This is a genomic window from Ruegeria sp. AI3, assembly GCF_056541245.1.
This window is the reverse complement of the sequence record NZ_JBQFYA010000010.1, coordinates 91761-117405: the sequence shown is the minus strand read 5'-3', so window position 1 is coordinate 117405 and position 25645 is coordinate 91761. Positions and strand designations below refer to the sequence as shown.

The following is a 25645-nucleotide window of genomic DNA, read 5'->3' as shown; positions in this document are numbered from 1 at the left end:
GCAGAATGGAAACTTTTGGTTTAGGCGTTGCCCTTTTCACAGTGATCGTCATCGCGCTGGTGACGATCATTCTGGCGGCCCGTTCGAAACTGGTCTCGACCGGTGACGTGAACATCACCATCAACGGCGAAAAGACCATCTCGGTCCCTGCCGGTGGCAAGCTGCTGCAGACCTTGGCGGCTGAAAAGCTGTTCGTTCCGTCTGCCTGTGGTGGCGGTGGTACCTGCGCGCAGTGCCGGGTGAAGGTTCATTCCGGTGGCGGGTCAATCCTGCCGACCGAGGAAAGCCACATCACCAAGCGTGAAGCGGCCTGTGGTGACCGTCTGTCCTGTCAGGTTGCGGTCAAGCAGGACATGGACATCGAAGTCCCCGAGGAAGTCTTTGGCGTTAAGAAATGGGAATGCACCGTTCGCTCGAACGAGAACGTGGCGACCTTCATCAAGGCACTGACCCTGGACCTGCCCGAAGGCGAGGACGTGAACTTCCGCGCTGGTGGCTACATCCAGATCGAGGCCCCTGCGCACCAGTTGAAATACACCGATTTCGACGTGGAAGAGGAATATCGCGAAGACTGGGATCGCTTCAATCTGTGGCAGTACGAATCTGTCGTCGCAGAACCGATTGAGCGTGCGTATTCCATGGCGAACTATCCGGACGAAAAGGGCATGATCATGCTGAACGTCCGCGTGGCCTCGCCCCCTCCGGGTTCCGATGGCATCCCTCCGGGTCAGATGTCGTCTTATATCTTCAACCTCAAGCCGGGTGACAAAGTCACCATCTCGGGTCCGTTCGGTGAGTTTTTCGCCCGCGAAACCCAAAAAGAGATGGTTTTCATCGGCGGTGGTGCGGGCATGGCGCCGATGCGCAGCCACATCTTCGACCAGCTAAAGCGTCTTGAGAACCGCGATCGCAAGATCAGCTTCTGGTACGGTGCGCGGTCGAAGAAAGAGATGTTCTTTGTCGAGGATTTCGACCAACTGGCCGAAGAGTTCGACAATTTCGATTGGCACGTCGCCTTGTCGGACGCACAGCCCGAGGACGATTGGAAAGGCTATACCGGCTTCATCCACAACGTTCTGTTCGAAGAATACCTCAAGAACCACCCCGCGCCTGAAGACTGCGAGTTCTACATGTGTGGTCCTCCAATCATGAACCAGTCGGTCATCAACATGCTGCTGGATTTGGGTGTGGACCGCGAAGACATCATGCTCGACGATTTCGGCGGGTAAGAGACAAAAAAGCCGGTGCATGGTGCGCCGGCTTTTTTTGTTGGACTCCAGACCGCATCAGAGCCTCAAGTCACTCGCGTCCCTTGGCAGGCATGATTTGATGTCGAACACCACGCTGTTGGGTTTGCCGTAAGCTCGGAACGTTGACGGATCAGCGTCTTTGTATTCCTGATGCGCGACGGCCAGAACGACTGCATCATAAGTTCCGTCCTGAGGGGAACTTGAAAGCGAGAGGCCGTATTCAGCCTCGGCTGCGGCGGGGTCAGCATGGGGATCGTGGACATCAATGCTGATGCCATAGCTCTGCAATTCTTCAATGATATCAACGACGCGTGTGTTCCGTAGGTCAGGACAGTTTTCCTTGAAGGTCAGGCCGAGAACCAGAACGCGTGCCGCACCGACATTGATGCCGTCGCGGGTCATGCGTTTAACCAGTTGAGACACAACATAACTACCCATCCGATCGTTCAGCCGCCGCCCGGCCAGAATGATCTGAGGGTGATGGCCCACGGCTTCGGCTTTGTGGGTCAGATAGTAGGGGTCCACGCCGATGCAGTGCCCCCCTACCAGACCGGGGCGGAAGGGCAGGAAGTTCCACTTGGTTCCCGCCGCACGCAAAACGGCCTCGGTGTCGATCTCCATCCGTCCGAAGATCATCGCAAGCTCGTTCACCAGTGCGATGTTCAGATCGCGCTGAGTATTTTCGATCACCTTTGCAGCCTCAGCCACGCGGATGCTTTCAGCTTTGTGCGTTCCGGCTTTGATGATCCGCGCATAAAGCGCATCGACCAGTTCCGCCACCTCTGGGGTCGAGCCCGAGGTCACCTTGCAGATATCCGCGATCCGATGGGTCTTGTCGCCCGGATTGATCCGTTCGGGGCTGTAGCCGGCAAAGAAATCAGTGTTGAAAATCAAGCCCGAGGTGCGTTCCAGCACGGGCACGCAGTCTTCCTCGGTCGCGCCGGGATAGACGGTGGATTCGTAGATCACCAGATCGCCGGGCTTTAGGACCATTCCCACGGTTTCCGAGGCTGTGAGCAGAGGCGACAAATCAGGTTGTTTGCCTGCGGTGATTGGGGTGGGGACTGTGACGATGAAGGTGTCGCATGCCGCAAGGTCGGAGGCTTGCGTCGTGAAACTCAGACCCGATGCGGCGGCAAGGTCTTCGGGTTCGACCTCTTGCGTTGCGTCCTTGCCATTGCGCAAGGCGTCGATCCGTTCGGCGTTGATATCAAATCCGATCACGGGGCCGATTTTTCCAAAAGCAACCGCCAGCGGCAGGCCGACATAGCCCAACCCAATCACGGCGATTTTGCGGGCGTCAGGATTGGTTTCCAGCATTCCGGTCTAAGCCCTTTACTTTCCGTGATAGTCGCGGAACCACGCAACAAACTGCGCGATCCCGTCTTTGAAATTGGTTTCCGGGCGGTACCCTGTCAGGCGTTGCAACAGGTCAGTATTGGCCCACGTGGCGGGGACGTCGCCCATTTGCATGGGCATGTAATTGCGGATGGCCTTTTTCCCGATCGCCGCTTCGATGGCTTCGATGAAATCCATCAGGCGCACCTTGTCACCATTGCCGATATTGACGACCCGGTACGGCGCGACGGGGGACAGACTGTCGCCGTCCTCGACCTCATCTGCGATGGCGGGCCGCACCGGTGGCACGTCGATCAGCAAACGGATGCCACGGACCAGATCCTCGACATTGGTAAAGTCGCGATACATGTCGCCGTGGTTGTAGATATCAATCGGGCGGTCTTCGAGGATCGCGTCTACGAACTTGTACAGTGCCAGATCGGGCCGCCCCCACGTGCCATAGACCGTGAAGAACCGGAACATGGTGGTCGGCAGGTCCCAAAGATGGGCATAAGAATGGGCCATCGCCTCATTGGCCTTCTTCGTGGCCGCGTAGATGGTTAGCTGCGTGTCGGCTTTTTCAACCTCGGTAAAGGGCATATCCTCATTGGCGCCATAGACCGACGAGGTCGAGGCCATCAGAAGATGCTGAACCTTGTGCTGTCGCGCGACCTCCATCACATTGAACGTGCCGACGACGTTCGAGTTGACGTAGCTGCGCGGCTCTTCCAGGCTGTAGCGCACACCGGCCTGAGCGGCGAGGTGGATGATCACCTCGGGCTGGAACTCATCCGCGACCTGCATCAGCCGTTCGTGGTTTTCCAGCATGTCCTCGGTGGTGGTAAAACCGGGATTTTGCAGCAACATCTGGTGGCGGCGTTGCTTGAGGGCGACGTCGTAATAGTCTGCCATCCCGTCATAGCCATGCACACGGAACCCTTCAGACAGCAACAGCTTCGCCAGGTGAAAGCCGATAAACCCGGCTGTGCCCGTGATCAAAACCCGCTTCATACATCCCTCACGCTTCGGCGACCTGTCTGCAATGTCTATCAAGGTTGCGCGCCCATTGGTCAACCGCCCGTTTCCGGACCGATTGCCGATTGTCCGTCGCAACCGGTCGGAGTAGAGGTCTTTGCATGGTGACGGGCTGGATCAAAGGGCTACTTGGACCGGGCGGAATGCGCGGCGCGGATGTGTCGGGCATAAGGCCCGAGGCGCGTTTTGTGGCGGTCGGAGATATCCATGGACGTCTGGAACTGTTGCAAGCCCTGCTGCCGAAGCTTGATGAGGGCCTGCCCTGGGTATTTGTCGGTGACTATATCGACCGGGGCGATTACAGCGCGCAGGTGTTGCGGCAGTTGAAACATCTGAGTTTGACCTCGAACGGGCGCGTAACCTGCCTGTTGGGCAATCACGAAGAGATGTTGCTGCGGTTTCTTGAGGATCCGTTCGGCATTGGCCCGCTGTGGATGAACAACGGGGGCGCCCAGACGCTTGCCTCCTTTGGCATTACGGATATCGACGCCGGCAAGGACGATCTGGCTGAGCGTTTGCGCATTGCCATGGGCGAGGGGCTTGTGGACTGGCTGACCGAGCGGCCCCTGATGTGGACCAGCGGCAATGTCTCGGTCGTTCATGCCGCTCTGGACCCTCGGGCATCAGTGGAAAAACAGGACCGGAGAACCTGTCTTTGGGGCCACCCCAAATTCCGACAACTGCCACGCCGGGATGGTCAATGGGTGGTGCATGGGCACACGATCGTGGATCAGGCCGAGGTTAGGGACGGGGTGATTTCGATCGACACCGGCGCTTTCGCGACCAACTGCCTGACCGCTGCTGAGTTGTACCCCGGAGGGGTCACATTCACTGCAACAGCTTAGGTCGTCTGGCCCGAGGCGAAAGACCGCCGCGGGCCAGGTTGCTTTAGCCAACGATCATCTGCTTCATGCGAAGCGCTTCGTATTCCAGCTCTTTCAGACGGAAATGCACGACGTCACCGATTGTGATCATACCGCACAAAAGGCCATTGCGGACAACCGGCATATGGCGGAAGCGGCCTTCGGTCATGGTTTTCAGAACCGCATTCAGCGTATCGTCGGGCGCGCAGCTCTGAACCTCTTTGGTCATCAGATCCTCGACCGATTGCGGCAGGGTCTGGCCGGGCGTGTCAGCCATACGGCGCACGATGTCACGCTCGGACAGGATGCCCTGAAGCGCTCCGTTCTGATCGGTCACCAGAACGGCACCGATGTGTTTTTCCTTGAGAATATTCACCACCGTGTGGATCGTCTCGTTCGGACGGACAGAGAACACCGCGTCGCCTTTCCCCTCAAGCAGTTTCGCCACGGTCGTCTGCGACTGCGACAGGTTCGATCCCGTCGACTGGCTGTAGGTGGACTTGTCCTGCTTGTCGCCGCGTGTGGGGGCCTGGTATGAGGTTGGGGCCATGGGCAATCTCCTTTTTGGTTCTTGCAAAGTCTTTCCCTTTCACCTTAGCGCAGCTAAATGGCCTGTATAGGGTGCAAATGCCCGCATCGGCGAAAACCCGGAGTCCAAGCCTGTGAGTGACATCTATCTGACACCCCCGATTGCTGCGCTGATTTTCTTTGTTGTGGTGGTCTGCGGCCATAATTTTCGCATGGTGTGGAAACAGCAGCCGGACGGGTGGCAGAAACGGGCGTGGTTGTTCGGACTTCCAGCTGGGATTGGCCTTTTGATGTTGGGTTTTTTGCCGCTGAAGTTGTGAAGCCGGTTTGACTCTGACCGGGGTGGCTGGCATATGCCGGGCACTGCTTTTCCCGGAGACTGATCCATGCGTCTACTGCCTGCGCTGGCCCTTGCCACCCTTTTGACTGGCTGCCTGTTCGACAAGGAACCCGATGTGGTGCGCCTGGCGGGTGAGACCATGGGCACAACCTTCAATGTCACCGCAATTGGCGAGGATCTCGACGAAACTGCGTTGGCGGCATCGGTCGAGGAGACTCTGGCCGCTGTCAACGCCAAGATGTCGAACTGGGATCCGAATTCCGAGGTTTCGACCTTCTCGGCGTCTACCAGCACCGACCCTGTTGCTGTCTCCGACGAGTTCGCGCTGGTTCTGGCCGCCGCAAATGACGTTCATAACAAAACCGATGGAGCCTTTGACGTCACACTCGGCCCGTTGATCGAACTTTGGGGCTTTGGTCCGCGCAAGCCCGAAGACCCTGTGCCGTCGGATGCTGATATCGAGGCCGCGCTGGCAGGCGTTGGACAAAATCGGCTTTTGACGCTGGATGCTGAGGCAGGAACGCTAGCAAAATCCGAACCTGGCGTTGGGATCAATCTGTCGGCTATCGCTAAAGGCTATGGCATTGACGCCGTCGCCGAGACCTTGCGGGACGCAGGCATCGAAAACTATCTGGTCGAGATCGGCGGCGATCTGGTCTCAAAAGGCCAGAACGACAAGGGCGAAACGTGGCAGATCGGGATCGAAAAGCCTCAGGCCGGGTCCCAGAGCCTGCAGTTGATCGTGTCGCTGGACGATCGCGGTATGGCCAGTTCGGGCGATTACAAGAACTACTTCGAACAAGACGGTGTGCGCTATTCGCATATCATCGACCCGACAACCGGGCGTCCGATCACGCACCGGACGACCTCGGTCACGGTTCTGGCGGAAACCGCCATGATGGCGGATGCCTGGGCGACTGCCATGCTGGCGCTGGGTCAGGAAAAGGGCATGAAGCTGGCCGAAGAGCATAAACTTGCCGTGTATTTCATCTCGCGGGATGTGACAGGCGGCGATGATGCCTATATAACTTCGCACAGCAGCGCGTTCAAAGACGCTCTGGGCACCAACTGATTGGTAGGAACCGAGATGAGCACCTTCATTCTGGCCTTTATTCTTCTGTCTCTGGTCATGGTTGGCATGTCGCTGGGCGTGATGTTGATGGGTAAAACCATCAAGGGCAGCTGCGGTGGTTTGAACGCGATCTCGGGCGCGGATAAATGCGTGGTCTGCCAAAAGGACATCGACCCCGACAGCCCTCTGCGTGATCAGCTGCAATGCAAACGCGCCAAGAAGATGCTGGAGCAGATGGAGCGTCAGGCCTAATCGGCATTTGCACTGTCCATCGGGAATTGGCTAGATAGCCTTCGGACCAGACCGGAGGCGCATGTGGCCAAAGCCAAGAATATCCTGTTCATCATGTTCGACCAGCTGCGCTGGGATTACCTGAGCTGCTACGGGCATCCGCACCTCCACACGCCGAATATCGACCGTCTCGCCACGCGGGGTGTGCGATTCAATCGCGCCCATATCCAATCGCCGATTTGCGGCAGTTCGCGCATGTCGACCTATACGGGTCGGTATGTGCATTCGCATGGAGCCTCGTGGAACGGGATTCCCTTGAAGGTCGGTGAGATGACGATGGGCGACCACCTGCGTAAGGCGGGGATGGAATGCTGGCTGGTTGGCAAAACCCATATGCGCGCGGATGCGGAAGGCATGGCGCGGCTCGGTCTTGAACCGGACAGCCTGATTGGCGCTCGTGTGGCGGAATGTGGTTTTGATGTCTTCGAACGCGATGACGGAATGCGCCCCGAAGGGCCGGACGGGTTTTACGACCCCGATGGGGCCAAGGCCTACAATGAGTATCTGCGAGACAAAGGCTATGAAGGCGACAACCCCTGGCATGACTTCGCAAATTCCGGGTTGGACGCAGATGGCAATGTTCTGTCTGGCTGGTTCCTGAAGAACTCCTCGGAGGCTGCAAATATCGCCGAAGAAGACAGCGAGACTCCCTATCTGACCGGGCGCGGGATCGAGTTCATGGAAACCCATGACGCCCCATGGTGCTGCCACCTAAGCTTCATCAAACCGCACTGGCCCTATATCGTGCCAGAGCCATATGCCTCGATGTACGGACCTGAACATGTGCTGCCGGTGGTGCGATCCGATGAGGAACGCAAAAATGCGCATCCGGTGTTGAAAGCGTTCATGGAGACCAAAATCGGTGAGACCTTCTCGCGCCAGGATGTGCGTGAGGCGGTGATCCCAGCCTATATGGGCCTGATCAAGCAGGCCGACGATCAGATGGGCCGGTTGTTTGACTGGATGGAGCGGACCGGCCGGATGGAAGATACGATGATCGTTCTGACCTCAGATCATGGCGACTTTCTAGGCGACCATTGGATGGGCGAGAAAACGTTCTTCCACGATACCTCGACCAAAATGCCACTGATCATCTATGACCCTTCGCCCGAGGCCGACGCGACCCGAGGCATGGTGAGCGATGCGCTGGTCGAATCCATTGATCTTGCTCCGACATTCGTAGATGTGGCCGGAGGCGGCGTCGCCAGTCATATCCTCGAAGGTCATTCCCTGTTGCCGATCCTGCATGGACAGGCACAGGACCGGCCTCGGGATGTGGTGATCTGCGAATACGACTATTCCGCGTCGCCAATTGCCGAGCGGATGAACGCCTCTGTCCGCGCTGCGGTGATGTTCATGGTCGCCAACAAACGCTGGAAGCTGATCCATTGTGAGGGCGGGCACCGTCCGATCCTGTTCGATCTTGAAAACGACCCGGAGGAGTTGGTTGATCTGGGCGACAGCGAAGATCATGCCGAGGTGATCAGTGAAATGTATGACCACCTGTTCGCTTGGACACGCCGCCCGTCACAGCGCACGACGCGGTCTGAACAGCAACTGATCGAGATGCGAACCAAAAGCCGGGGCAGGGGGATCGTGTTGGGGATCTACGACGAAAATGACATGCCGCTAGACCTGACGGTCAAATACCGAAACCGGAAAGCCAAGCCGTACAAGAGTTATCTGAAGGACTAACTGCGCCGCGCTTTCCACTGAACATATCGGGCCATGCCGCGTTCCAGCAGGTTCGGGGTCTTGCCGTCATCCAGATGCAAATCTCCACCACCGGCCCGGTACATCTCGGCAAACACATCCAGCACCTTGGATTTCACCATGCCGCGCAGCGGGACATGGGCCATCATGCCATAGGTTGCGGCCCCTCCGGTTTTGGCGAGCTCGGGGTTGGCGCGAACGGTTGCAACCGCCTGGGCGAGATCGGCCAGGTATTCATCGGTGACATGCCGGTGTTTGGCGGTGACCATGCAATGGATGCCATCTGGGTTTTGAACGCGATTGATGCTCCAACCGGCGCGCTCCAGCTGATCCGCCACGGCATAGATGTTCAGTTGCGGATCGGTTGAGCCATAGGCCAGCAGCGGCCCCTGCGGGTTTCCCAGAATGCGCAGGCCGTCTATCGCCGCTATTCCCGTCTTCAAGGTCTCGACCGCTTCGGTGGTGTCTTTCGCCAACCGGCAGTAGCCGTCCTCACCGAGTTTCTGCATCACCGCCCAGGCGGCGGCATAGGCGCCTCCTGGTCTTGTGCCCAGCAAAGCGGGCGAGGCAAAGACCCCTCCGGGCCAGTCCTGGCAGACGAACATCTGGTGCTTCAACAGGTCAAGATTGCGATACAGGATGGTTGACGCCCCCTTGGCCGCATAGCCGTATTTATGCAGATCGGCCGAGATGGACGTCACCCCCGGCACACGGAAATCCCAATCGGGCAGGTCAACGCCGTTCCGCTCCATGAAGGGCAGGATCAGCCCGCCGACGCAGGCGTCGATATGCAAGGGAATGCCTTTGGACTGCGCGATTGCGCCCATCTCGGCAATCGGGTCGATGGTGCCATGCGGGTATTCCGGCGCTGACCCGAGGATCATCACCGTTCCGGCGTCAATCAACCTCGCAAGTTTGGAGATATCGGTGGCGTAGTCCGGCGTCATCGGCAAAAGACGCGCCTTGACGCCGAAGTACTCGGCGGCCTTGAACCAGGCGACATGGGCGGTCTTGGGCAGGATCATGTTCGGACGGGTCACCTTGCGCTTTTTGCGCGCCATGTCCCGGTAGGTTTTGACCGCCATCAGACAGCTCTCGGTGCCGCCCGCAGTGACCACGCCACAGGTCGCCGGTCCGCCTTTAAGCAACCCGGCCATGGTTGAGATGATCTGCGTCTCCATCTGTTTGAGGCTCTGAAACGCCGCCGGATTCAACCCGTTTGCCGAAGAGAACGCGCTGTAGGCCTTGGCTGTGAAGGCGTCGTGGTCATCGTCCAGATGATACACAAGGCTCCACGTCCGGCCCTCGCGGTAATTCGGGTCGTTTTCGGCAAAGGATTTCAACTGGTTCAGGATCTCGCCTTCAGGGCGGCCTGTCTCTGGCAATTTCTGATGATCCATATCCTATCCTTTCCCGGCCAAAAGCAGCGCCAGTGAAATGCCCAGATAGTTCCCGATCGCAAAGCCGAGAATGCCGGTTGCCATGCCCGACATCAAGATCGCAGGGTTGCGCAAGCTGCGGGCGACCATGGGCACAAAGGCAGGCGACATGACCGCTGCGACCGAGGTGATCAGGAATGTATCCCGGTCGACCCCGGCGGTGCGTGCAAGCAGTGCGTGCAGACCGAAACTGCCGAAGGTGGCGATCAGTACAAAGCCAAGAATAGACAGATCCATATCGCGCAACTCCGCTAGATCCATCGAAGCCGCGACGCTGAATGAAAATACGTAGAGCAGGTACATGCCCATATGAGATGCGGCCCGGTTTTTGCGCAAAGACGGCGTGACCGAGCCGAGCAGACCTAGCGACGTTAGAAGAACCACGGTCATGACCTGCGATGGTGCAAAGCTGAACAGAGGAGTCAGCAGCACCGCCGCGGCCACGCAAAATGCACTAACCAGAAAAGCCACCACCCCCTGACGGAGCATATTCGGCGCATTGGCTTCGTCCGCTGCGGGCGCCTGCGTGTCGCGATCACCCGGGAACGGCTTCAGAAAGCGGGCGAAAACCAACGGGGCCAACGTCAGAACAAACAGCAGGTAACCTGCACCGACAATAGTATCTACGGTTGCAAACAACAGATAGCGGTTCTCTGGGATATCCAGTGCCAGTTTGATCGCTCCCATATTCGCAAGGCCGCCTGTGTACGTCCCCACAGCCATGCCGGACAACTGCTCGGTCTGCGCGGTGCCGCCCGCTTGGAACGCAAAGAACAGGCCCGTTGCAACAAGCGTGACCGAGACAACGGCCAGCGCCATCGACATAAGCGCGGAACCTGCGATCCGCCCCCAAGCCCCAAGGTCGACCCCAAACAGCAGCAACGGCAGGGCAAGTCCCAAACTGGCCTCCATGACCCCGTCACGGACCTGACCAGCCGCGTCAGGTTGCAGACCAGATAGCCCCAGCGCCAATCCGGCCATATAGCACAGCACAATCGGCCCCAGCCGTCCGGCCAAAGTCGAATGCCGCGCTAGCAGCATCATCGCGGCAGGCGCCAAAAGGTAGATCAGTGCGAAGACTGCGATCTCTGGCTGCATAGGTTCCCTCTCCCTGAAGGTGAGACTAGGCAGCACGACGCCGTTCGCACAAGGTGGTCTGACGTAAGGTTCACGTTCCTTTCGGGTAAGGAAATCCGGGTGTCGGGGTCAGTTTATGAAACGATTAAATCTGCGCCGATGGGCGCAAAGGCGGTTCACCCCAAAGCGGTCAGGCGATAGAAGGTTCACTAAGAGCAGTTACCGGAGACCAAAATGGCCACGCCCAAACCAGTAGTCCTGTGTATTCTTGATGGTTGGGGATTGTCCGACGACACTCAGGCTAATGCCCCTTTTCTGGCCAACACACCGACATTCGATACGATCATGCAGGGCTCGCATGCCACGCTGATTACGCATGGCCCGGATGTGGGTTTGCCCAGCGGTCAGATGGGAAATTCCGAGGTTGGGCACACCAATATCGGTGCGGGCCGTGTGGTGGCGATGGATCTGGGCCAGATTGATCTGGCGATCGAGGATGGCTCATTTTTTAACAACGCCGCGCTGCAGGCGTTCATTGCAAAAGTGAAAGCCGCGGGTGGGACGGCGCATCTGATGGGGCTGGCCTCGGATGGCGGTGTCCATGGGCATGTGAACCATATCGTTGCAGCGGCCAAAGCGATCACGGATGCCGGCGTTCCGGTGGCTCTGCATGCAGTGACCGACGGGCGCGACGTCGCTCCGAAATCTGCTTTCACCTACATCTCCGAGCTTGAGGAACGTCTGCCCGAAGGCGCGCGTATCGTCACCGTTTGCGGGCGTTACTTCGCCATGGACCGCGACAACCGGTGGGAGCGTGTCAGCCAAGCCTACAACGCCATGATCAAAGGACAGGCCCGTGCCGGTACCGCGGCGAATGCGGCAGTCGATCACGCTTACAACCAATCCGAGACGGATGAGTTCATTGTGCCGACCGTGCTGGAAGGTTATGACGGTGTCAAAGATGGTGACGGGTTTTTCTGCCTGAACTTCCGCGCCGACCGCGCGCGGGAAATCCTGCGCGCGATTGCCGAGCCGGGCTTTGACGATTTCGACACCGGCCCGCGCCCGGTGCTATCTGCTCTGCTTGGCATGGTCGAATACTCCGACGGCCACAACGCCTATATGACGACCGTGTTCCCCAAACGAGCCATCGTGAACACTCTGGGCGAATGGGTGGCCAAACAGGGATTGCGCCAGTTCCGTCTGGCCGAAACCGAGAAATACCCCCATGTGACCTTCTTCCTGAACGGCGGCAAGGAGGTCCCCGAAGCTGGCGAAGATCGCTTCATGCCCAAATCGCCCAAAGTGGCCACCTACGATCTACAGCCCGAGATGTCCTCGGCCGAGGTGACGGACAAGTTCGTTGAGGCAATCGAGGCTGGCTATGATCTGATCGTCACCAACTACGCCAACCCCGATATGGTCGGCCATACCGGAGATCTGAGCGCTGCGATCAAAGCCTGTGAGGCCGTGGATCAAGGTCTGGCTCGCGTGGTTGCCGCACTGGAAAAAGCCGGTGGGGCGATGATCGTCACTGCCGATCACGGCAATTGCGAAGTAATGGTGGATCCGGAGACAGGTGGCCCGCATACCGCGCACACGCTTAATCCGGTACCGGTGGCTTTGGTTGGCGGGCCCGAGGGGGCGACGCTCCGCACCGGGCGATTGTCGGACCTTGCGCCCACCTTGCTGGCACTGATGAACCTGCCCAAACCGCCTGAGATGACTGGGGAAAGCCTGCTGTCATGAGGGGTCTCGCCGCAGCCTTGGCGGTGCTCTTGTGTGGCTCGGCTAAGGCGCAGAACACGCCTTCTCAGGCAGCGCTGGCGGCGGCCGAGATGTTGGAACAGGCGTCAATCTCGCTGTCCGAGGCTGAAAGCGCCCGCGACCGGGTGCGCGCTCTGACAGTGACGATCCAAGCCTACGAGGCTGGGTTATCCGCCATGCGTGACGGGTTGCGCATGGCGGCCACGCGCGAGGCGCAGCTGTCGGCCGAGCTGCGCGCGCGGGAACAGGATGTCGCGCAGTTGCTGGGTGTATTGCAGACCATAGAAACGACCACCCCGCCGGTGCTGATGTTGCACCCTTCGGGCCCCTTGGGGGCTGCGCGGGCCGGGATAATGCTGTCCGAGGTGACACCAGGCCTGAATGCCAAGGCGCAGGCTTTGGAACAGGATTTGCAAGAGGTTCAGACCTTGCGAGTACTGCAGCAGGATGCGGCGGAAACCCTGACAGAAGGTCTGACCGGCGTGCAATCTGCCCGCACACGCCTGAGCGAGGCCATCGCGGATCGCACCGGGTTGCCGCAGCGCTTTGTTGAAGACCCGATCAAAACGGCGATCCTGATCTCTTCGACCGAAACACTCGATGGGTTCGCAACAGGCCTATCCGAAATCTCGGAAGGGGAGATCGCGCAAAGTGACGACTCTATTCAAAGCCGCAAGGGCGAAGTGCCTCTGCCGGTTCAAGGCGTTTTATTGCACCGGGCCGGGGAAACAGACGCAGCGGGCGTGACGCGGCCGGGGCTCGTGCTTGGTGCGCGCCCGCGTGCCCTGGTAACAACGCCCACGGCGGCTACAATTCGCTACCGAGGTCCGCTTCTGGACCTGGGAAATCTGATCATTCTTGAGCCTCAGCCCGGCCTCTTATTCGTCTTTTCGGGCTTGCAGGAAGTCTACGGAGACATAGGTCAAGTGATACCAGAGGGCACTCCGGTCGGTTTGATGCCCGGTGAAACGCCGGAAATCGGTGCTATTTTGTCAACTCGTGGTGATGGCACTGGAACTGACCGGTCAGAAACGCTCTATATAGAGGTCAGAGAAGATAACAGCCCCGTGGACCCCGAGTCGTGGTTTCGGACCAGCAAGGATGGATAAACGAGTATGAAGAAATTTGTGATGGCCGGACTGGCCGGAACGGTTGCAGGCATCATTGCAACAACTCAGATCGCAGGACCGCTGCTGGCGCAGGAGGCCGAGAGCAAGGCCGATGTCTACCAACAACTCGACCTGTTCGGTGACATTTTTGAGCGGATCCGCGCGCAATATGTCGAAGAGGTTGAGCCGGAAGAGCTGATCGAAGCCGCGATTGACGGTATGCTGACCTCACTTGATCCGCATTCAAGCTACCTGTCGCCCGATGATGCCGAACAGATGCGCGTCCAGACCCGGGGTGAGTTTGGCGGGCTTGGTATCGAGGTCACGCAAGAGGAAGGCTTTGTCAAAGTCGTCTCTCCGATCGACGACACGCCTGCCGATGAGGCCGGGATTGAGGCCGGAGATTTCATCACCCATGTGGATGGCGAAAGCATTCTGGGCCTGACGCTGGATAAGGCGGTTGAACTGATGCGCGGCCCTGTCGGCTCGGAAATCGTGATCACCGTTGTGCGTGAGGGTGAGCCTGATCCGTTCGATGTCACAATCATTCGTGACACGATCAAACTGACCGCCGTACGCGCTCGGACCGAGGGCACTAGCGTTGTCATGCGGGTGACCACGTTCAACGATCAGACCTTCCCGAACCTGCAGGCCGGAATGGAAGAGCAGATCGAGGAAGCGGGCGGAATCGACAAGGTCAATGGCTTTGTGCTGGACCTGCGCAATAACCCGGGCGGTCTGCTAACGCAGGCGATCAAGGTCTCGGACGCGTTCCTGAACGAAGGTGAGATCGTCTCGACCCGTGGGCGTGACCCACAGGACGGCGAGCGATTCAACGCGACTCCCGGTGATCTGGCCGAAGGAAAGCCAATTGTGGTGCTGATCAATGGCGGCTCGGCCTCGGCCTCTGAAATCGTGGCCGGCGCCCTGCAAGACCACCGTCGCGCGATTGTTGTTGGCACCAAGAGCTTTGGTAAAGGCTCGGTGCAGACAGTGATGCCGCTGCGCGGTGACGGCGCGATGCGTCTGACCACCTCGCGTTACTACACGCCGTCTGGCCGCTCGATCCAGGCGTTAGGTGTCAGCCCGGACATCATCGTAGAACAACCGCGCCCGGCTCCGGAAACCGAAGAAGAGGATGATCGTCCGACACGTTCCGAGGCGGATCTTCGCGGCAGTCTGAACAATGACAGCCTCAGCGAGGATGAAATCCGTCAGATCGAAGAAGACCGCGCCAAAGCTGAAGCCACCGCTGAGCTGCGGGAAGAGGATTACCAGCTGGCTTATGCCATCGACATCCTCAAAGGTCTGTCGGCGTTCAATCCTGACAGCCCGTCTCAGTAAAATCGAGTCTCAGTAAAACCCAAAGGGTCGCGCCAAGCGCGGCCCTTTCAACTTTCGATCTTGTGCAGCTTGGCTTCGTCTAGCATCAGCGCCAGAAGAATGCCCAACGAGACCGAGATCGTGGAAAAGATGAATGCCATGCTCATGCCGCTGTCAAAGGCAGTTGTGAGCGCGGATTTGACTGTATCGATCTGATCCGCGTTCAGCTTTGCCATCACCGCATGTGCAGAGTCGGTGCTAAGGGAACCGCCGTTGATCGCCCGTTGTTCGGCATCGGTCAGATCAATGCCGGCGGCGGCCAATTTGTCTCGTAGGGTAGACAGCGACACCGCATACATGATGGCGGTCGCACAGGCGACCGAGATTGCCCCATAGACCAGATGCGTCATGAAGCTGAGGCCACCAACCAGCCCGGCGCGTTCGGGTTTGACCGCACATACCGCAGCAGTTCCGGACGGCCCGACCGTCAGGGTCGCGCCCAACCCGATCATCGCCATGCCCGGCAGGATGTGGAAATAGCCCAAACTGCTGGGCAGGATCACGATACTGGCCGATCCGACAGCCGCCAGAACATAGCCCCAAAACAGCAGGCGTTTAGGCCCGAAATCATTGTAGAGCGTGCCGGAGACAATCGACCCCACCGCCAACAGGATAGTCAGAGGGGCCAGCCCAAGCGCCGATTGGAAAGTCGTCCAGCCCAGCACCTTTTGCATGTATTGCGGAAAGTACAACAACGCGACGAAGGCGGCTGAGACGTTGAACATATTCAGGCCAAGCGTGATCAGAAATTCTCTATTCTGCATTAATTGCGGCAATAGGAGCGGCTCTTTCACCCGCTTTTCAACGCGCGGAAACAGCAGGAACAGAACGGCGCTGACAAAGAAAAGCAGCAAAAGCGGGATTGACGACCAGCCCCAATCAGCCCCCACATCCAGCCCGTAGAGGAGAAGAAGCACAGCAAAGGACAGGATTCCCATACCGGCAAAGTCGATGTGTTCGCCCTGTTTGTGCTGGGTCTCCCGCTCCATCAAAATCAGTGCGGTTGCCATCGAGATGCAGGAGAACACGACGTTGGCGAGGAAGAAGTATCGCCATTCGCCTAAACTGACGGCAAGTCCGCTGATCATTGGGCCAAACACATTGCCCGTGGTCACGCCCGCCAAGATCAGACCCATGACAAGCGCGCGGTGTTCCTGTTTGGAGACTTTGGTGGCCCCAAAGGCCAAGGTGCAGGGCCAGACGCATCCTGCGCCAATGCCTTGCAAGGCGCGCGCGCCGATCAGGAAATCGAGGCCGGGTGCGAAGAAACACAACACCGAGGCAAACAGAAAGATTGACAGGCCGATGATCATCACCTTGCGGTGACCGTACATGTCGCCCAAGCGCCCTCCGGCGACCATGGTCATGGCGAAGAACAGTGCGTAAATATTCAACACCCATTGGGTGCTGGTGATATCGCTGTCAAAGCTGCTTTCGATTGACGGAACCAGCATCAAGGCCCCGGTAAAGTCGATGCCGATGCCGAATGCGGTCACCATCAATGCAATGACTTTGATGATACTTTTGCGATCCATGGCGGCTTCCGGAGTGTTGCGGCTGCCTCAATGATGCATGTAAATGGCGAAAAAGATAGGAAAACCCGGGTCTCGCCTCAGCTGGGTTCCCGGCAAATTCTGCGAAAAGCCCGCTTGAGCATGTCAAGCTCACCGCGCAATAGCTCGACTTCGGCGCGCAAATCATCGGCGGCAGGTTCGCCCGATATCACCGTAAAATCACCCAGTTTCCGGGCCGTTGAGCGCTCGGATATGACAAAGCTATGGACGCCGTCCGAGAGGGCCGCGACCGGCACCGGGATGGTCACGGTCCAGCCGTCCTCGACATCCGAGAGGGTGACGCCTTCGACATCTTCGCCACGGTAAAGCACCTGAATATCCGGCTGGGTCTGGGCGCGCAGATGTCCTTGCCAAATTCCGTTTTCAAACCGGGTCCGGGTCAGTCGTGGCTCAGTCATTCCCAAAGACCTCACAAATCAGCGCGATGGTGGCGGCACAAAGTCAGATCGCGCAGAGTGACGCTGTTCATGCCGGGGTTTTCAAGGATCAGGTCCAACCAGATCTTCTCGATCCGTTTCTCATTCAACGGCAGATGGGCCAGATCGAAATCGACGCTGGGCGACGGGCTGGCTAGATCAAGCTTGCGCAGAACCTGTTCGGTGTTCGGACCGCTGAGGATGTTGAGCCGGGCAAAGAGGTCGATCTCCTGCTCCGCGTAAATATGCGTGTCCAGGCGGATAAGGTGCTGCAGGCTCAGGCCCTGAGAGGCATCGCTTGGCAGTTGGATCGAAAGCGAGAGGAAGCTACCTTCGAAGCCAAAGACCTCCACGCCCATGTTGAAGGGGGCCAGATCACTGGGCAGACGGTTGCGGTTCTGGCGCATAGCGATCTCGGCCTGTGGGCAGTCGTGAAACACCTGCACCTGATCGCCCAGGGACGCTTTGCGCGGGGGTGAGGCAATGCCGGGCGTGGCAAGGGGCCAGCGCCACAGATCGGGGCGCCAGCTCCAATCCGTGCCGATCGGTTTGGGAAACTGGTTCGAGCCGATTTGCGGATCGGGCAGCCGAATATCCGCCGTGTCAATCACCTGCCTAAGCTGTGTTTGCAGGGCGCGCGCGCTGTCGCGCTGGCGTCGCAGTTCGGCCTGAGGGGCGTCACCCGCCATCTGCGCGGCCTTGCGCCAGCGGTCCAAAACCCTGCGGTGAAAATAGCGTTCGAGAATCCTACCCATAGTCCCTTCGTCCGACGTAGGACCTCTTTAGTCAAAGACCGGGCAAGGGACAAACCCGGAATTTGGATCTGTCGGTTTTCGGCGCGTAAGGCCACCGTCGGTTCTTGCATTACGTCGGGTCTGTGCTTAGGGTCGGGCCTCTTGAAAAAGCGGGTCGCCAGCAACCACGCCACGCATCAGTTTTTCATTCGACAAGGCCCGGCCATGGAACCCACCCTGTTTTCGTTCATTTGGAAACACTCCAAAAAACAACAGCTTGTGCTGTTGGTTCTGACGGTTCTTTCGTTTCCGTTCCTCTATGCCTCGCTTGAGCTGCCCAAGCAGATAATCAACGATGCCATTGGTGCGCCCGCAGATACGGTCACGATCTGGGGGGTGACTGTCACGCAGATTCAATACCTTATGATCCTGTGTTTTGCCTTTCTGGCTACGGTGATCGCCAGCGGTCTGATGAAGATGCGCATCAACACGATGAAGGGCGTTCTGGCCGAGCGGATGCTGCGTCGCTTGCGGTTTACCCTGATCAACCGGTCGATGCGCTTTCCGAAATCGTATTTCGCCACCACCAGTCAGGGTGAGCTGGTTTCGATGATCACTTCCGAGGCCGAACCTATGGGTGGTCTGATGGGCGATGCCATCGCCCAACCGGTGTTCCAGTTCGGTCAGATGATGACCATCGTCACCTTCCTGTTCATGCAGAGTGTCTGGTTCGGGTTGGCCAGTATCGCCCTAATCCCGCTACAGGCGTGGTTGATCCCGAAACTGCAACGCCAGATCAACCTGCTGAACAAAGAACGCATTCAGGAGGTCCGCCACCTGAGTTCCGAGATCGGCGAGAGTGCCGCCGGGATCAGCGATTTGCGCACCAATGGCGGCTGGCGCTACCGATTGGCGCAGTTCAGCTATCGTCTGGGGAACTTGTTCGAGATCCGCTTCAAGATCTACAACAAAAAGTTCTTCATGAAGTTCCTCAACAATCTGATCACTCAGATAACGCCGTTCCTGTTCTACTCGGTCGGTGGATATCTTGCGATCACGGGTGAGGTGACGGTGGGTGCTCTGGTCGCCGCTTTGGGGGCGTACAAAGATCTGAGTGGCCCGTGGAAGGATCTGCTGACCTACTACAATCAGGTGCAGGATATGTCGCTGCGATGGGAGATCGTGACCGAACGCTTCGCCCCGTCCAACATGATCCCCGAACATCTGTTCGATGGCCGGCCCGAGGTCATCCCGCACCTCACCGGTGATATCGAACTGCGCAATGTCACCGTGCGCGATGATGACGGCAAGACCATTCTGGAAGATATCGATCTGAGAATTCCCAAGGGCGCGAGGGTGGCGATTCAGTCGACCAACGCGGCCGAACGCACCGCCTTAGCGCAGCTTCTGACGCGTGAGGTGGTACCGGTTCAGGGCGAGGTCCTGCTGGCCGGGCACAATCTGAACGAATTGCATCAGGCGGTGATTGCTGCTCGGATCGGTTACGCCTATTCGCGGCCTTACCTGTTCGATGGAACTCTGGGTGACAACCTATTGATGCCGCTGCGTCCTTATCCTCAGCACGAAACTGAGGCCAAGAAGGCCCCGACCCGCCGCCAGATCGAGGCCGTTCGGTCCGGCAATCCAATAGATTCGCTCGAGGATGAGTGGGTCGATCCGGGGCTGGCCGGGCTGGACGATATCGACGACATCCGCGCGTGGTGGTTCCAACTGGTCGAGGCGATGGGCATTGACGAGTTCATGTTGCGACGCACCCTGCGCACGCAGTTTGACCCGAAATTGCATCCAGGCTTGGCGCAAGAGCTTGTGAAACTTCGCGAGACAGTGGCCCAGAAATTGCAGGACAAGGGCCTCGATCGCTATGTCTACCGGTTCGACCCGGATCAGTTTAATCCGGCAGTGCCTTTGGGTGGCAACTTGCTGTTTGCAACGCCCGCGCGGGATATCACACCCGAGTCGTTGGCTGGTGATCAGCGGTTCCGCAACATGTTGCGCAGCCATGATCTGGCCGAGGAAGCAATGAACATGGCCAGCACCGTGATCGAGACGTTGGACCAGGCCTTTGGTCGCGATGGCACCGATCACCCGCTTTTCCTACGGTTGGGAATGTCCAAAGACATGTATCACAGGCTTTTGGACATCAAGGATCGCCTGAAAACCAAAGGGGACGATGCGGTCTCAGAACCGGATTGTGCGTTGATGCTGACGGTGCCGTTCCTGTTGACGGCCGAGCAAATTGGCCCCGACTTTCCGGATGAATACAAGGACAAGATCCTTGCGATCCGAAAACAGCAATCCGCCGCCATGCATGAGGCGCTGGATGGGATGTTCGTTCCATTGTCACCTGACGCCTACTTCCCGCGCCTGACCGTGATCGAGAATGTCCTTTATGGGCGCGTTTCCCTCATGGCAGGCGCCCACGCCGAAGAGATCGAAGATCTGGTCGCCCAGGCCGTGAATGAGGCCGGCCTGCGCCGCCGCGCTGCGGCCACCATGTTCGACCTGCCCTCGGGCTTGGGGGGGAACAACCTGCCTACGGTGTTCCAAGAACGCGCATCGTTCTCGCGTGCAGGGATCAAGCGACCCGATATCCTGATCCTCGACAAGGCGCTCGCCAGCCACGATTCGGAAAGCCGCCTGCGCACCCGGCTGCGCCTGCGGGAATTGCTGCCCGAGTCGATCATGATCTTCATGGAGGATCATTTTGCCCATCCCGAAGCCTATGATCTGTTCGTCGAGGTAAAGGATGGCCGCATCGACGGTGTCTCACGCACACCCGTTCTGCATCAAGAAGGAGCTACTGCCGACCTCAGCAGAAAGCTCGAAATTATCTCGACCACCGAGCTTTTCTCGGGCATCGACGGGCGGAGCCAACGGCTGCTGGCGTTCTCGGCGCAATGGTACGACGTTGCGGCGGGGCAGGTGATCTTTTCGCGCGGGCAGACGGCGGACGCAGCCTACCTGTGCATTCGGGGTCAGGCCCGGTTGGACTGGTCGGATGAAGATGGCAACAAACGCCCCATATCGATTGTTGAGCCGGGCCGCCTGATCGGGGACCTGTCGATCATCACCGGTGACCGCCGACAACTTGATCTGGTCGCCAACACAGATTGCGCCTTCCTGCGTATTGGAGCCGAAGAACTGCGCGCCGTTGTCGAAAGCGACGCCTCGGTCGCGACGCAGTTGCTGCAAACTGTCGCGGGATACCTGACTACGCTCGCCACGCGCGTGAACACGGTTGCCAATCCGGCGGATGTCTTCCCGGACGTGGTACAGGAAACCATTCTTGACGAGGCAGATGACAATGATTGAACCCGCTGCCTATACCGCGCATGAACATCTGGTGCGCGACGCCCGCACGCGCCCTGACCTTTGGCGGTTGCTGGTCGGGCTGGTAATTATTTGCGCGCTCTATTTGGCGGCGAATACTGTACTTTTTGCGATCGTCGGAGCGCTGATCCCGCCCTCTCAGGCCCAAGGGTTTTTGCGCGGAACGTCCCCCCTCGCGACATTTGTCCTGCTGGCCAGCTTTGGGTTTCTGACGATTGGGGTCGCTGTCGCTGCAAAACAGATGCAGCAAAGGTCACTCTGGGCGATTCTCGGAGAGCGTCGTCTGGCGATCAGTCAATTCACACGGGTTTTGGTGGCCCTGGCGGTTCTGGGTCTGGCACTGGCAGCCCTACCGCCTTACGGAATGGGGGATCCGCTGACCCAGAACCTCGCCTTCTCGACCTGGATCGTGCTGCTGCCGTTCGCAGCAGGCGCCGTGCTGATTCAGACCAGCGCCGAAGAGATCCTGTTTCGCGGCTACCTGCAGCAATCTCTGGCCGCACGGTTCCAGTCACCGCTGATCTGGGTTGGGGTGCCCTCGGCCTTGTTTGCCGCCGGTCACTATGCGCCGGGGATCGCTGGCGACAATGCGCTGTTGGTCGCGGTCTGGTCCTGCGTGTTCGGCGTTCTGGCAGCTGATCTGACGGCCCGGTCCGGCACTTTGGGCCCGGCTATCGCCTTGCATTTCTTCAATAATGTGATCTCTCTCCTGATTATCTCACTGCCCGATACGCTCAGCGGTCTGGCCCTTTTCCTGCTGCCCTACGATATGTCGGACGGTGGCGTGCTGCGGCAGTGGTTGTGGGTGGATTTCGGCTCAATGATGGTTTGCTGGCTGACAGCACGCCTCGTCATCAGGCGCTGATTGCATTTCTTTCCGTAGCGTCTTATTTGACGTCAACGCCGCACAATCCAAGGCTCTGATATGAACTGGATCACAAACTACGTCCGCCCCCGGATCAACTCGATCTTCTCGCGCCGAGAAGTGCCAGAAAATCTGTGGCACAAATGCGGTGAATGCGGAACGATGCTGTTCCATCGCGAATTGGCCGAAAACCAGAACGTCTGCACCCAGTGCGGTCACCACATGGCAATCACGCCGCGCGACCGGTTCGGCCACCTGTTCGATGGCGGCATTTTTACCGAAGTTGCAGTGCCCGCGCCGAAAGATGACCCGCTGCAGTTCCGCGATCAGAAGAAATACCCCGATCGCATGAAGGCGGCCCAGAAGAAAACCGGCGAGAAAGAAGCCATGCTTGTGGCCACTGGCGAGATCGGGCGTACCCCGATTGTTGCGGCGGCACAGGATTTCTCGTTCATGGGCGGGTCCATGGGCATGTATGTCGGCAACGCGATCATCGCCGCCGCGCAAGAGGCGGTGAAACTAAAGCGTCCGCTGATCCTTTTCTCGGCCGCGGGTGGTGCTCGAATGCAGGAAGGCATCCTGAGCCTGATGCAGATGCCGCGTACCACCGTGGCCGTCGAGATGCTGAAAGAGGCGAACCTGCCCTATATCGTCGTGCTGACCCACCCGACCACCGGAGGTGTGACTGCGTCTTACGCAATGCTGGGCGACGTGCATATATCGGAACCCAACGCGTTGATCTGCTTTGCCGGTCCCCGCGTGATCGAGCAGACCATCCGTGAAAAACTGCCCGAAGGGTTCCAGCGGGCCGAATATCTGCTGGACCACGGTATGCTGGACCGCGTGACCAAACGCACCGAACTGCGTGAAGAGTTGATCACCATCACCCGCATGCTGATGAACCAGCCGCCGGCGATCAAAGGCGATCTGCCTGCGCCGGAACCGGAAGAGGCCGCCGTAGACGCGCCTGCTGAAGATACGGATCAGAAATGACCACCCAAACATCGGACGCCATCCTCGACCGGATGATGGCGCTGCACCCCAAGATCATCGACCTGACCTTGGATCGCGTCTGGCGTTTGCTAGAGGCATTGGACAACCCGCAAGACAAGTTGCCGCCGGTGATCCACATCGCCGGAACCAACGGCAAGGGTTCGACCCAAGCGATGATCCGAGCCGGGCTTGAGGGGGCAGGGCTGTCGGCCCACGCCTATACCTCACCGCATCTCGCCCGGTTCCATGAACGTATTCGTTTGGCCGGAGAGCTGATCTCGGAACCCGACCTGACGGCAGTACTCGATGAGTGTTACGCGGCCAATGGCGGCGAGAACATCACCTATTTCGAGATCACGACCTGCGCGGCCCTTTTGGCCTTCGCACGAGCCAAAGCGGATTACACCCTGCTCGAAGTCGGCCTCGGCGGGCGTCTGGACGCGACCAATGTGATCGAAAAACCTGCCGTGACGGTGATCACCCCGATCTCAATCGACCACGAACAGTTTCTGGGCAACACCCTGGCGAAAATCGCCGCTGAAAAGGCCGGTATCATCAAACGCGGCGTGCCTTGCATCGTCGGCCCGCAACCTGATGAGGCGATGGAGGTGATCGAACAGACCGCCGCACGCCTCGGCGCGCCTCTCATTGCCTATGGCCAGCAATGGCACGTCACCGAAGAAAATGGCCGCCTGATCTACCAAGACGAAACCGGCCTCCGTGACCTGCCTCTGCCCAACCTCTTGGGTGCCCACCAGATCCAGAACGCAGGAGCGGCCCTGGCCGTTCTGCGCCATCTCAACCTTGGCGATGCCGCCTATGAGGCCGCCGTGACCAAGGCCGAATGGCCCGCACGGATGCAGCGCCTCAAAACCGGCCCGCTGGTGCAAACGGCAGGGCAGGCCGAGCTCTGGCTGGATGGAGGGCACAACGCCGCGGCAGGCATCGCTCTGGCCGAGGTTCTGTCGAACCTGCCGACACGCCCGACCCATATGATCTGCGGTATGCTGAACACCAAAGACGTAACAGGCTACCTCGCGCCGCTTGCCAAACAGGCCCAGAGCCTGACCGCTGTTTCCATCCCGGGTGAGGCCGCAACCCTCAGCGCCGAAGAAACAGCCGCCGCTGCCGCCAAGGTCGATCTATCCGCATCAACCGCCAACAGCGTGGCCGAGGCGCTCGACAAAGTCGTGGCCAAAGACCCACAGGCACGTATCCTGATCTGCGGGTCCCTCTACCTTGCGGGCAATATCCTGCGCGAAAACGGCTAAGATCCGCCCGCAGGGCTTCATCTGGCCAAAAATATCCCGGGGGAGCCGCCAGTGGCGGCGGGGGCAGCGCCCCCCCTACTTCCCCCAATCCTGATCCTGCATTTCCCGTAGCCGAGACGCGGTGCGCTCAAATTCAAAGGTCCCTTCGCCCTCGACATAAAGCATCTCGGGCTCAGCCGCCGCAGAACAGATCAACCGAACCTTGGCCTCATACAGAGCATCGATCAACGTCACAAAGCGCTTGGCCTCATTGAAGTTGTTGCGCGACAGACGCGGAATATCCTCCAACACCAGCACCTTGACCGCTTCGGCGATTGCCAGATAATCCCCGGGACCCAGCATCCGTCCACACAGGTCGTAGAACGAGGCCCGCGCAACCCCATTGCGAAAAGCTGGCAGCTCAACAGCGCGGCCTTTGACCTGCAAAATCAAGGGCTCGGCCGTGCCTCCCGACAAATCCGCCCAAACGGCCCGTATCTTCTCACGCGCTTCCGGCCCGATTGGCGAGAAATAAACCGGCGCGCCCTCAAGGCGGTTCTGGCGATAGTCAGTCGGTGAGACCAGCTCCCACACCTGAAGCTGCTCTTTGATATGGGCGATGAAAGGCAAAAACAGCTGTCGGTTCAAACCGTCCTTGTACAGATCATCTGGATGCCGGTTCGAGGTCGTTACGATGACCACCCCCCCCGCATATAGCAGATCAAACAGGCGTCCGACGATCATGGCGTCCGTGATATCAGTGATCTGCATTTCGTCAAACGCCAGCAGCTTGACAGATTTCACGACATCCTGCGCGACCGGGGCTAGCGCGTCTTCAACACCATCCTTGCGTGCCTTGTGCATACCCGCATGGATTTCCTGCATGAACGCGTGAAAATGCACCCTCCGCGCCGGTATATCCTCCAGCGCATCCACAAACATATCCATCAGCATGGACTTCCCACGCCCAACCCCGCCCCACAGGTACAGCCCCTTGGGCGGTGGAGGAGCCTTGCGGAACAAGCCCCGCTTCACCGGCGCGCTCAACTCGCCCCGGATACGTTCAAAATGCGGCAGAACGGCTTCCTGCGCGTCATCCCGCGTCAGAGACCCATCGGAGATACGTTCGTTATACAGCGAAATCAGATCCGTCATGGGTTTGAGCCATAGCGCCCGCACTACGCGTTGAAAAGCGGGCATTTTCAGGCATGCATCAATTTTCCTTATGTCGAACCGCAAATCTACTGAATTGACGCG

At 58.8% G+C, this 25645-nt stretch carries 22 protein-coding genes; 13 read left to right on the top strand and 9 right to left on the bottom strand.

Features of this window, described 5'->3' with window-relative positions:
* Positions 1-5 precede the first annotated feature (5 nt).
* On the top strand, positions 6-1229 hold the full coding sequence (gene nqrF, locus ACRZ95_RS15665; RefSeq protein WP_170659344.1) for an NADH:ubiquinone reductase (Na(+)-transporting) subunit F: 1224 nt from the start codon (positions 6-8) through the stop codon (positions 1227-1229).
* A gap of 57 nt (positions 1230-1286) precedes the next feature.
* On the opposite strand, the gene tviB is transcribed toward nqrF, so the two are convergent.
* Positions 1287-2570 (bottom strand): Vi polysaccharide biosynthesis UDP-N-acetylglucosamine C-6 dehydrogenase TviB, encoded by a 1284-nt coding sequence (gene tviB, locus ACRZ95_RS15660; RefSeq protein ID WP_170679834.1) that lies wholly within the window; start codon positions 2568-2570, stop codon positions 1287-1289.
* Between the two features lie 15 nt (positions 2571-2585).
* Complete coding sequence (locus tag ACRZ95_RS15655; RefSeq protein WP_170679835.1) at positions 2586-3599, bottom strand: GDP-mannose 4,6-dehydratase; 1014 nt, start codon at positions 3597-3599, stop codon at positions 2586-2588.
* 125 nt (positions 3600-3724) lie between these two features.
* On the opposite strand from ACRZ95_RS15655, the gene ACRZ95_RS15650 reads away from it, so the two are divergent.
* Positions 3725-4468, top strand: coding sequence for a metallophosphoesterase (locus tag ACRZ95_RS15650; protein ID WP_170679836.1), 744 nt, complete (start codon positions 3725-3727; stop codon positions 4466-4468).
* A 43-nt stretch (positions 4469-4511) separates the two neighbouring features.
* On the opposite strand, the gene ACRZ95_RS15645 is transcribed toward ACRZ95_RS15650, so the two are convergent.
* On the bottom strand, positions 4512-5036 hold the full coding sequence (locus ACRZ95_RS15645) for a CBS domain-containing protein (protein ID WP_170679837.1): 525 nt from the start codon (positions 5034-5036) through the stop codon (positions 4512-4514).
* A 112-nt stretch (positions 5037-5148) separates the two neighbouring features.
* On the opposite strand from ACRZ95_RS15645, the gene ACRZ95_RS15640 reads away from it, so the two are divergent.
* The 4 genes from ACRZ95_RS15640 to ACRZ95_RS15625 all read left to right on the top strand — a co-directional run bounded on the left by ACRZ95_RS15640 (position 5149) and on the right by ACRZ95_RS15625 (position 8412).
* Positions 5149-5334 carry a hypothetical protein gene (locus tag ACRZ95_RS15640; protein WP_170377287.1) on the top strand — a complete coding sequence of 62 codons (186 nt, stop codon included), beginning with the start codon at positions 5149-5151 and terminating at the stop codon, positions 5332-5334.
* 66 nt (positions 5335-5400) lie between these two features.
* On the top strand, positions 5401-6426 hold the full coding sequence (locus ACRZ95_RS15635) for an FAD:protein FMN transferase (RefSeq protein ID WP_170679838.1): 1026 nt from the start codon (positions 5401-5403) through the stop codon (positions 6424-6426).
* A 15-nt stretch (positions 6427-6441) separates the two neighbouring features.
* A complete protein-coding gene (gene nqrM / locus ACRZ95_RS15630) occupies positions 6442-6678 on the top strand; it encodes a (Na+)-NQR maturation NqrM (protein WP_170377292.1) in 237 nt (78 codons plus the stop codon).
* Between the two features lie 63 nt (positions 6679-6741).
* The gene (locus tag ACRZ95_RS15625; RefSeq protein ID WP_170679839.1) at positions 6742-8412 is read left to right on the top strand and encodes a sulfatase-like hydrolase/transferase; all 1671 of its coding nucleotides are present in this window, start codon (positions 6742-6744) and stop codon (positions 8410-8412) included.
* Here the strand turns inward: ACRZ95_RS15625 and ACRZ95_RS15620 are convergent.
* Together ACRZ95_RS15620 and ACRZ95_RS15615 are read right to left on the bottom strand one after the other, a co-directional pair.
* Entirely contained in the window at positions 8409-9830 is a 1422-nt protein-coding gene (locus tag ACRZ95_RS15620) for a pyridoxal phosphate-dependent decarboxylase family protein (RefSeq protein WP_170679841.1), read from the bottom strand. The genes ACRZ95_RS15625 and ACRZ95_RS15620 overlap by 4 nt on opposite strands.
* A gap of 3 nt (positions 9831-9833) precedes the next feature.
* Positions 9834-10967 (bottom strand): DUF819 family protein, encoded by a 1134-nt coding sequence (locus tag ACRZ95_RS15615; RefSeq protein WP_170679843.1) that lies wholly within the window; start codon positions 10965-10967, stop codon positions 9834-9836.
* Between the two features lie 213 nt (positions 10968-11180).
* Between ACRZ95_RS15615 and gpmI the strand changes: the two genes are divergently transcribed.
* Genes gpmI through ACRZ95_RS15600 form a run of 3 tightly spaced genes read left to right on the top strand, consistent with a single transcriptional unit; the run spans position 11181 to position 15166 of the window.
* Positions 11181-12695 (top strand): 2,3-bisphosphoglycerate-independent phosphoglycerate mutase, encoded by a 1515-nt coding sequence (gene gpmI / locus ACRZ95_RS15610; RefSeq protein ID WP_170679845.1) that lies wholly within the window; start codon positions 11181-11183, stop codon positions 12693-12695.
* Positions 12692-13822 (top strand): peptidase M23, encoded by a 1131-nt coding sequence (locus ACRZ95_RS15605; RefSeq protein ID WP_170679847.1) that lies wholly within the window; start codon positions 12692-12694, stop codon positions 13820-13822. The genes gpmI and ACRZ95_RS15605 overlap by 4 nt, the downstream gene beginning before the upstream one ends.
* Before the next feature lie 6 nt (positions 13823-13828).
* The gene (locus ACRZ95_RS15600) at positions 13829-15166 is read left to right on the top strand and encodes a S41 family peptidase (RefSeq protein ID WP_480555188.1); all 1338 of its coding nucleotides are present in this window, start codon (positions 13829-13831) and stop codon (positions 15164-15166) included.
* Positions 15167-15213: 47 nt separating this feature from the next.
* Here the strand turns inward: ACRZ95_RS15600 and ACRZ95_RS15595 are convergent, their stop codons facing one another.
* The 3 genes from ACRZ95_RS15595 to ACRZ95_RS15585 form a co-directional block, all read right to left on the bottom strand.
* Positions 15214-16740: an MFS transporter gene (locus ACRZ95_RS15595; RefSeq protein WP_480555186.1), complete on the bottom strand. Its 1527-nt coding sequence runs from the start codon at positions 16738-16740 to the stop codon at positions 15214-15216.
* Between the two features lie 77 nt (positions 16741-16817).
* On the bottom strand, positions 16818-17177 hold the full coding sequence (locus ACRZ95_RS15590; protein ID WP_170679853.1) for a hypothetical protein: 360 nt from the start codon (positions 17175-17177) through the stop codon (positions 16818-16820).
* An 11-nt stretch (positions 17178-17188) separates the two neighbouring features.
* Entirely contained in the window at positions 17189-17950 is a 762-nt protein-coding gene (locus ACRZ95_RS15585) for a DUF6478 family protein (protein WP_170679855.1), read from the bottom strand.
* Positions 17951-18154: 204 nt separating this feature from the next.
* Between ACRZ95_RS15585 and ACRZ95_RS15580 the strand changes: the two genes are divergently transcribed.
* Genes ACRZ95_RS15580 through ACRZ95_RS15565 form a run of 4 tightly spaced genes read left to right on the top strand, consistent with a single transcriptional unit; the run spans position 18155 to position 24409 of the window.
* Positions 18155-21262, top strand: a complete 3108-nt coding sequence (locus ACRZ95_RS15580) for an ABC transporter transmembrane domain-containing protein (RefSeq protein WP_170679857.1) — start codon at positions 18155-18157, stop codon at positions 21260-21262.
* Entirely contained in the window at positions 21255-22145 is an 891-nt protein-coding gene (locus tag ACRZ95_RS15575) for a CPBP family intramembrane glutamic endopeptidase (RefSeq protein WP_480555184.1), read from the top strand. Before ACRZ95_RS15580 ends, ACRZ95_RS15575 begins: the two co-directional genes overlap by 8 nt.
* Before the next feature lie 60 nt (positions 22146-22205).
* Positions 22206-23138: an acetyl-CoA carboxylase, carboxyltransferase subunit beta gene (accD, locus tag ACRZ95_RS15570; RefSeq protein WP_170640185.1), complete on the top strand. Its 933-nt coding sequence runs from the start codon at positions 22206-22208 to the stop codon at positions 23136-23138.
* The gene (locus ACRZ95_RS15565; RefSeq protein WP_170679861.1) at positions 23135-24409 is read left to right on the top strand and encodes a bifunctional folylpolyglutamate synthase/dihydrofolate synthase; all 1275 of its coding nucleotides are present in this window, start codon (positions 23135-23137) and stop codon (positions 24407-24409) included. Before accD ends, ACRZ95_RS15565 begins: the two co-directional genes overlap by 4 nt.
* 75 nt (positions 24410-24484) lie before the next feature.
* On the opposite strand, the gene zapE is transcribed toward ACRZ95_RS15565, so the two are convergent.
* Positions 24485-25543, bottom strand: a complete 1059-nt coding sequence (gene zapE, locus ACRZ95_RS15560) for a cell division protein ZapE (protein WP_170679863.1) — start codon at positions 25541-25543, stop codon at positions 24485-24487.
* Positions 25544-25645: the final 102 nt, after the last annotated feature.

Bases quoted from the DNA above. Each gene is read 5' to 3' on its own strand.
- nqrF (WP_170659344.1), top strand. From the start codon at position 6: ATGGAAACTTTTGGTTTAGGCGTTGCCCTTTTCACAGTGATCGTCATC.
- tviB (WP_170679834.1), bottom strand. From the start codon at position 2,570: ATGCTGGAAACCAATCCTGACGCCCGCAAAATCGCCGTGATTGGGTTG.
- ACRZ95_RS15655 (WP_170679835.1), bottom strand. From the start codon at position 3,599: ATGAAGCGGGTTTTGATCACGGGCACAGCCGGGTTTATCGGCTTTCAC.
- ACRZ95_RS15650 (WP_170679836.1), top strand. From the start codon at position 3,725: ATGGTGACGGGCTGGATCAAAGGGCTACTTGGACCGGGCGGAATGCGC.
- ACRZ95_RS15645 (WP_170679837.1), bottom strand. From the start codon at position 5,036: ATGGCCCCAACCTCATACCAGGCCCCCACACGCGGCGACAAGCAGGAC.
- ACRZ95_RS15635 (WP_170679838.1), top strand. From the start codon at position 5,401: ATGCGTCTACTGCCTGCGCTGGCCCTTGCCACCCTTTTGACTGGCTGC.
- nqrM (WP_170377292.1), top strand. From the start codon at position 6,442: ATGAGCACCTTCATTCTGGCCTTTATTCTTCTGTCTCTGGTCATGGTT.
- ACRZ95_RS15620 (WP_170679841.1), bottom strand. From the start codon at position 9,830: ATGGATCATCAGAAATTGCCAGAGACAGGCCGCCCTGAAGGCGAGATC.
- ACRZ95_RS15615 (WP_170679843.1), bottom strand. From the start codon at position 10,967: ATGCAGCCAGAGATCGCAGTCTTCGCACTGATCTACCTTTTGGCGCCT.
- gpmI (WP_170679845.1), top strand. From the start codon at position 11,181: ATGGCCACGCCCAAACCAGTAGTCCTGTGTATTCTTGATGGTTGGGGA.
- ACRZ95_RS15605 (WP_170679847.1), top strand. From the start codon at position 12,692: ATGAGGGGTCTCGCCGCAGCCTTGGCGGTGCTCTTGTGTGGCTCGGCT.
- ACRZ95_RS15600 (WP_480555188.1), top strand. From the start codon at position 13,829: ATGAAGAAATTTGTGATGGCCGGACTGGCCGGAACGGTTGCAGGCATC.
- ACRZ95_RS15595 (WP_480555186.1), bottom strand. From the start codon at position 16,740: ATGGATCGCAAAAGTATCATCAAAGTCATTGCATTGATGGTGACCGCA.
- ACRZ95_RS15590 (WP_170679853.1), bottom strand. From the start codon at position 17,177: ATGACTGAGCCACGACTGACCCGGACCCGGTTTGAAAACGGAATTTGG.
- ACRZ95_RS15585 (WP_170679855.1), bottom strand. From the start codon at position 17,950: ATGGGTAGGATTCTCGAACGCTATTTTCACCGCAGGGTTTTGGACCGC.
- ACRZ95_RS15580 (WP_170679857.1), top strand. From the start codon at position 18,155: ATGGAACCCACCCTGTTTTCGTTCATTTGGAAACACTCCAAAAAACAA.
- ACRZ95_RS15575 (WP_480555184.1), top strand. From the start codon at position 21,255: ATGATTGAACCCGCTGCCTATACCGCGCATGAACATCTGGTGCGCGAC.
- accD (WP_170640185.1), top strand. From the start codon at position 22,206: ATGAACTGGATCACAAACTACGTCCGCCCCCGGATCAACTCGATCTTC.
- ACRZ95_RS15565 (WP_170679861.1), top strand. From the start codon at position 23,135: ATGACCACCCAAACATCGGACGCCATCCTCGACCGGATGATGGCGCTG.
- zapE (WP_170679863.1), bottom strand. From the start codon at position 25,543: ATGACGGATCTGATTTCGCTGTATAACGAACGTATCTCCGATGGGTCT.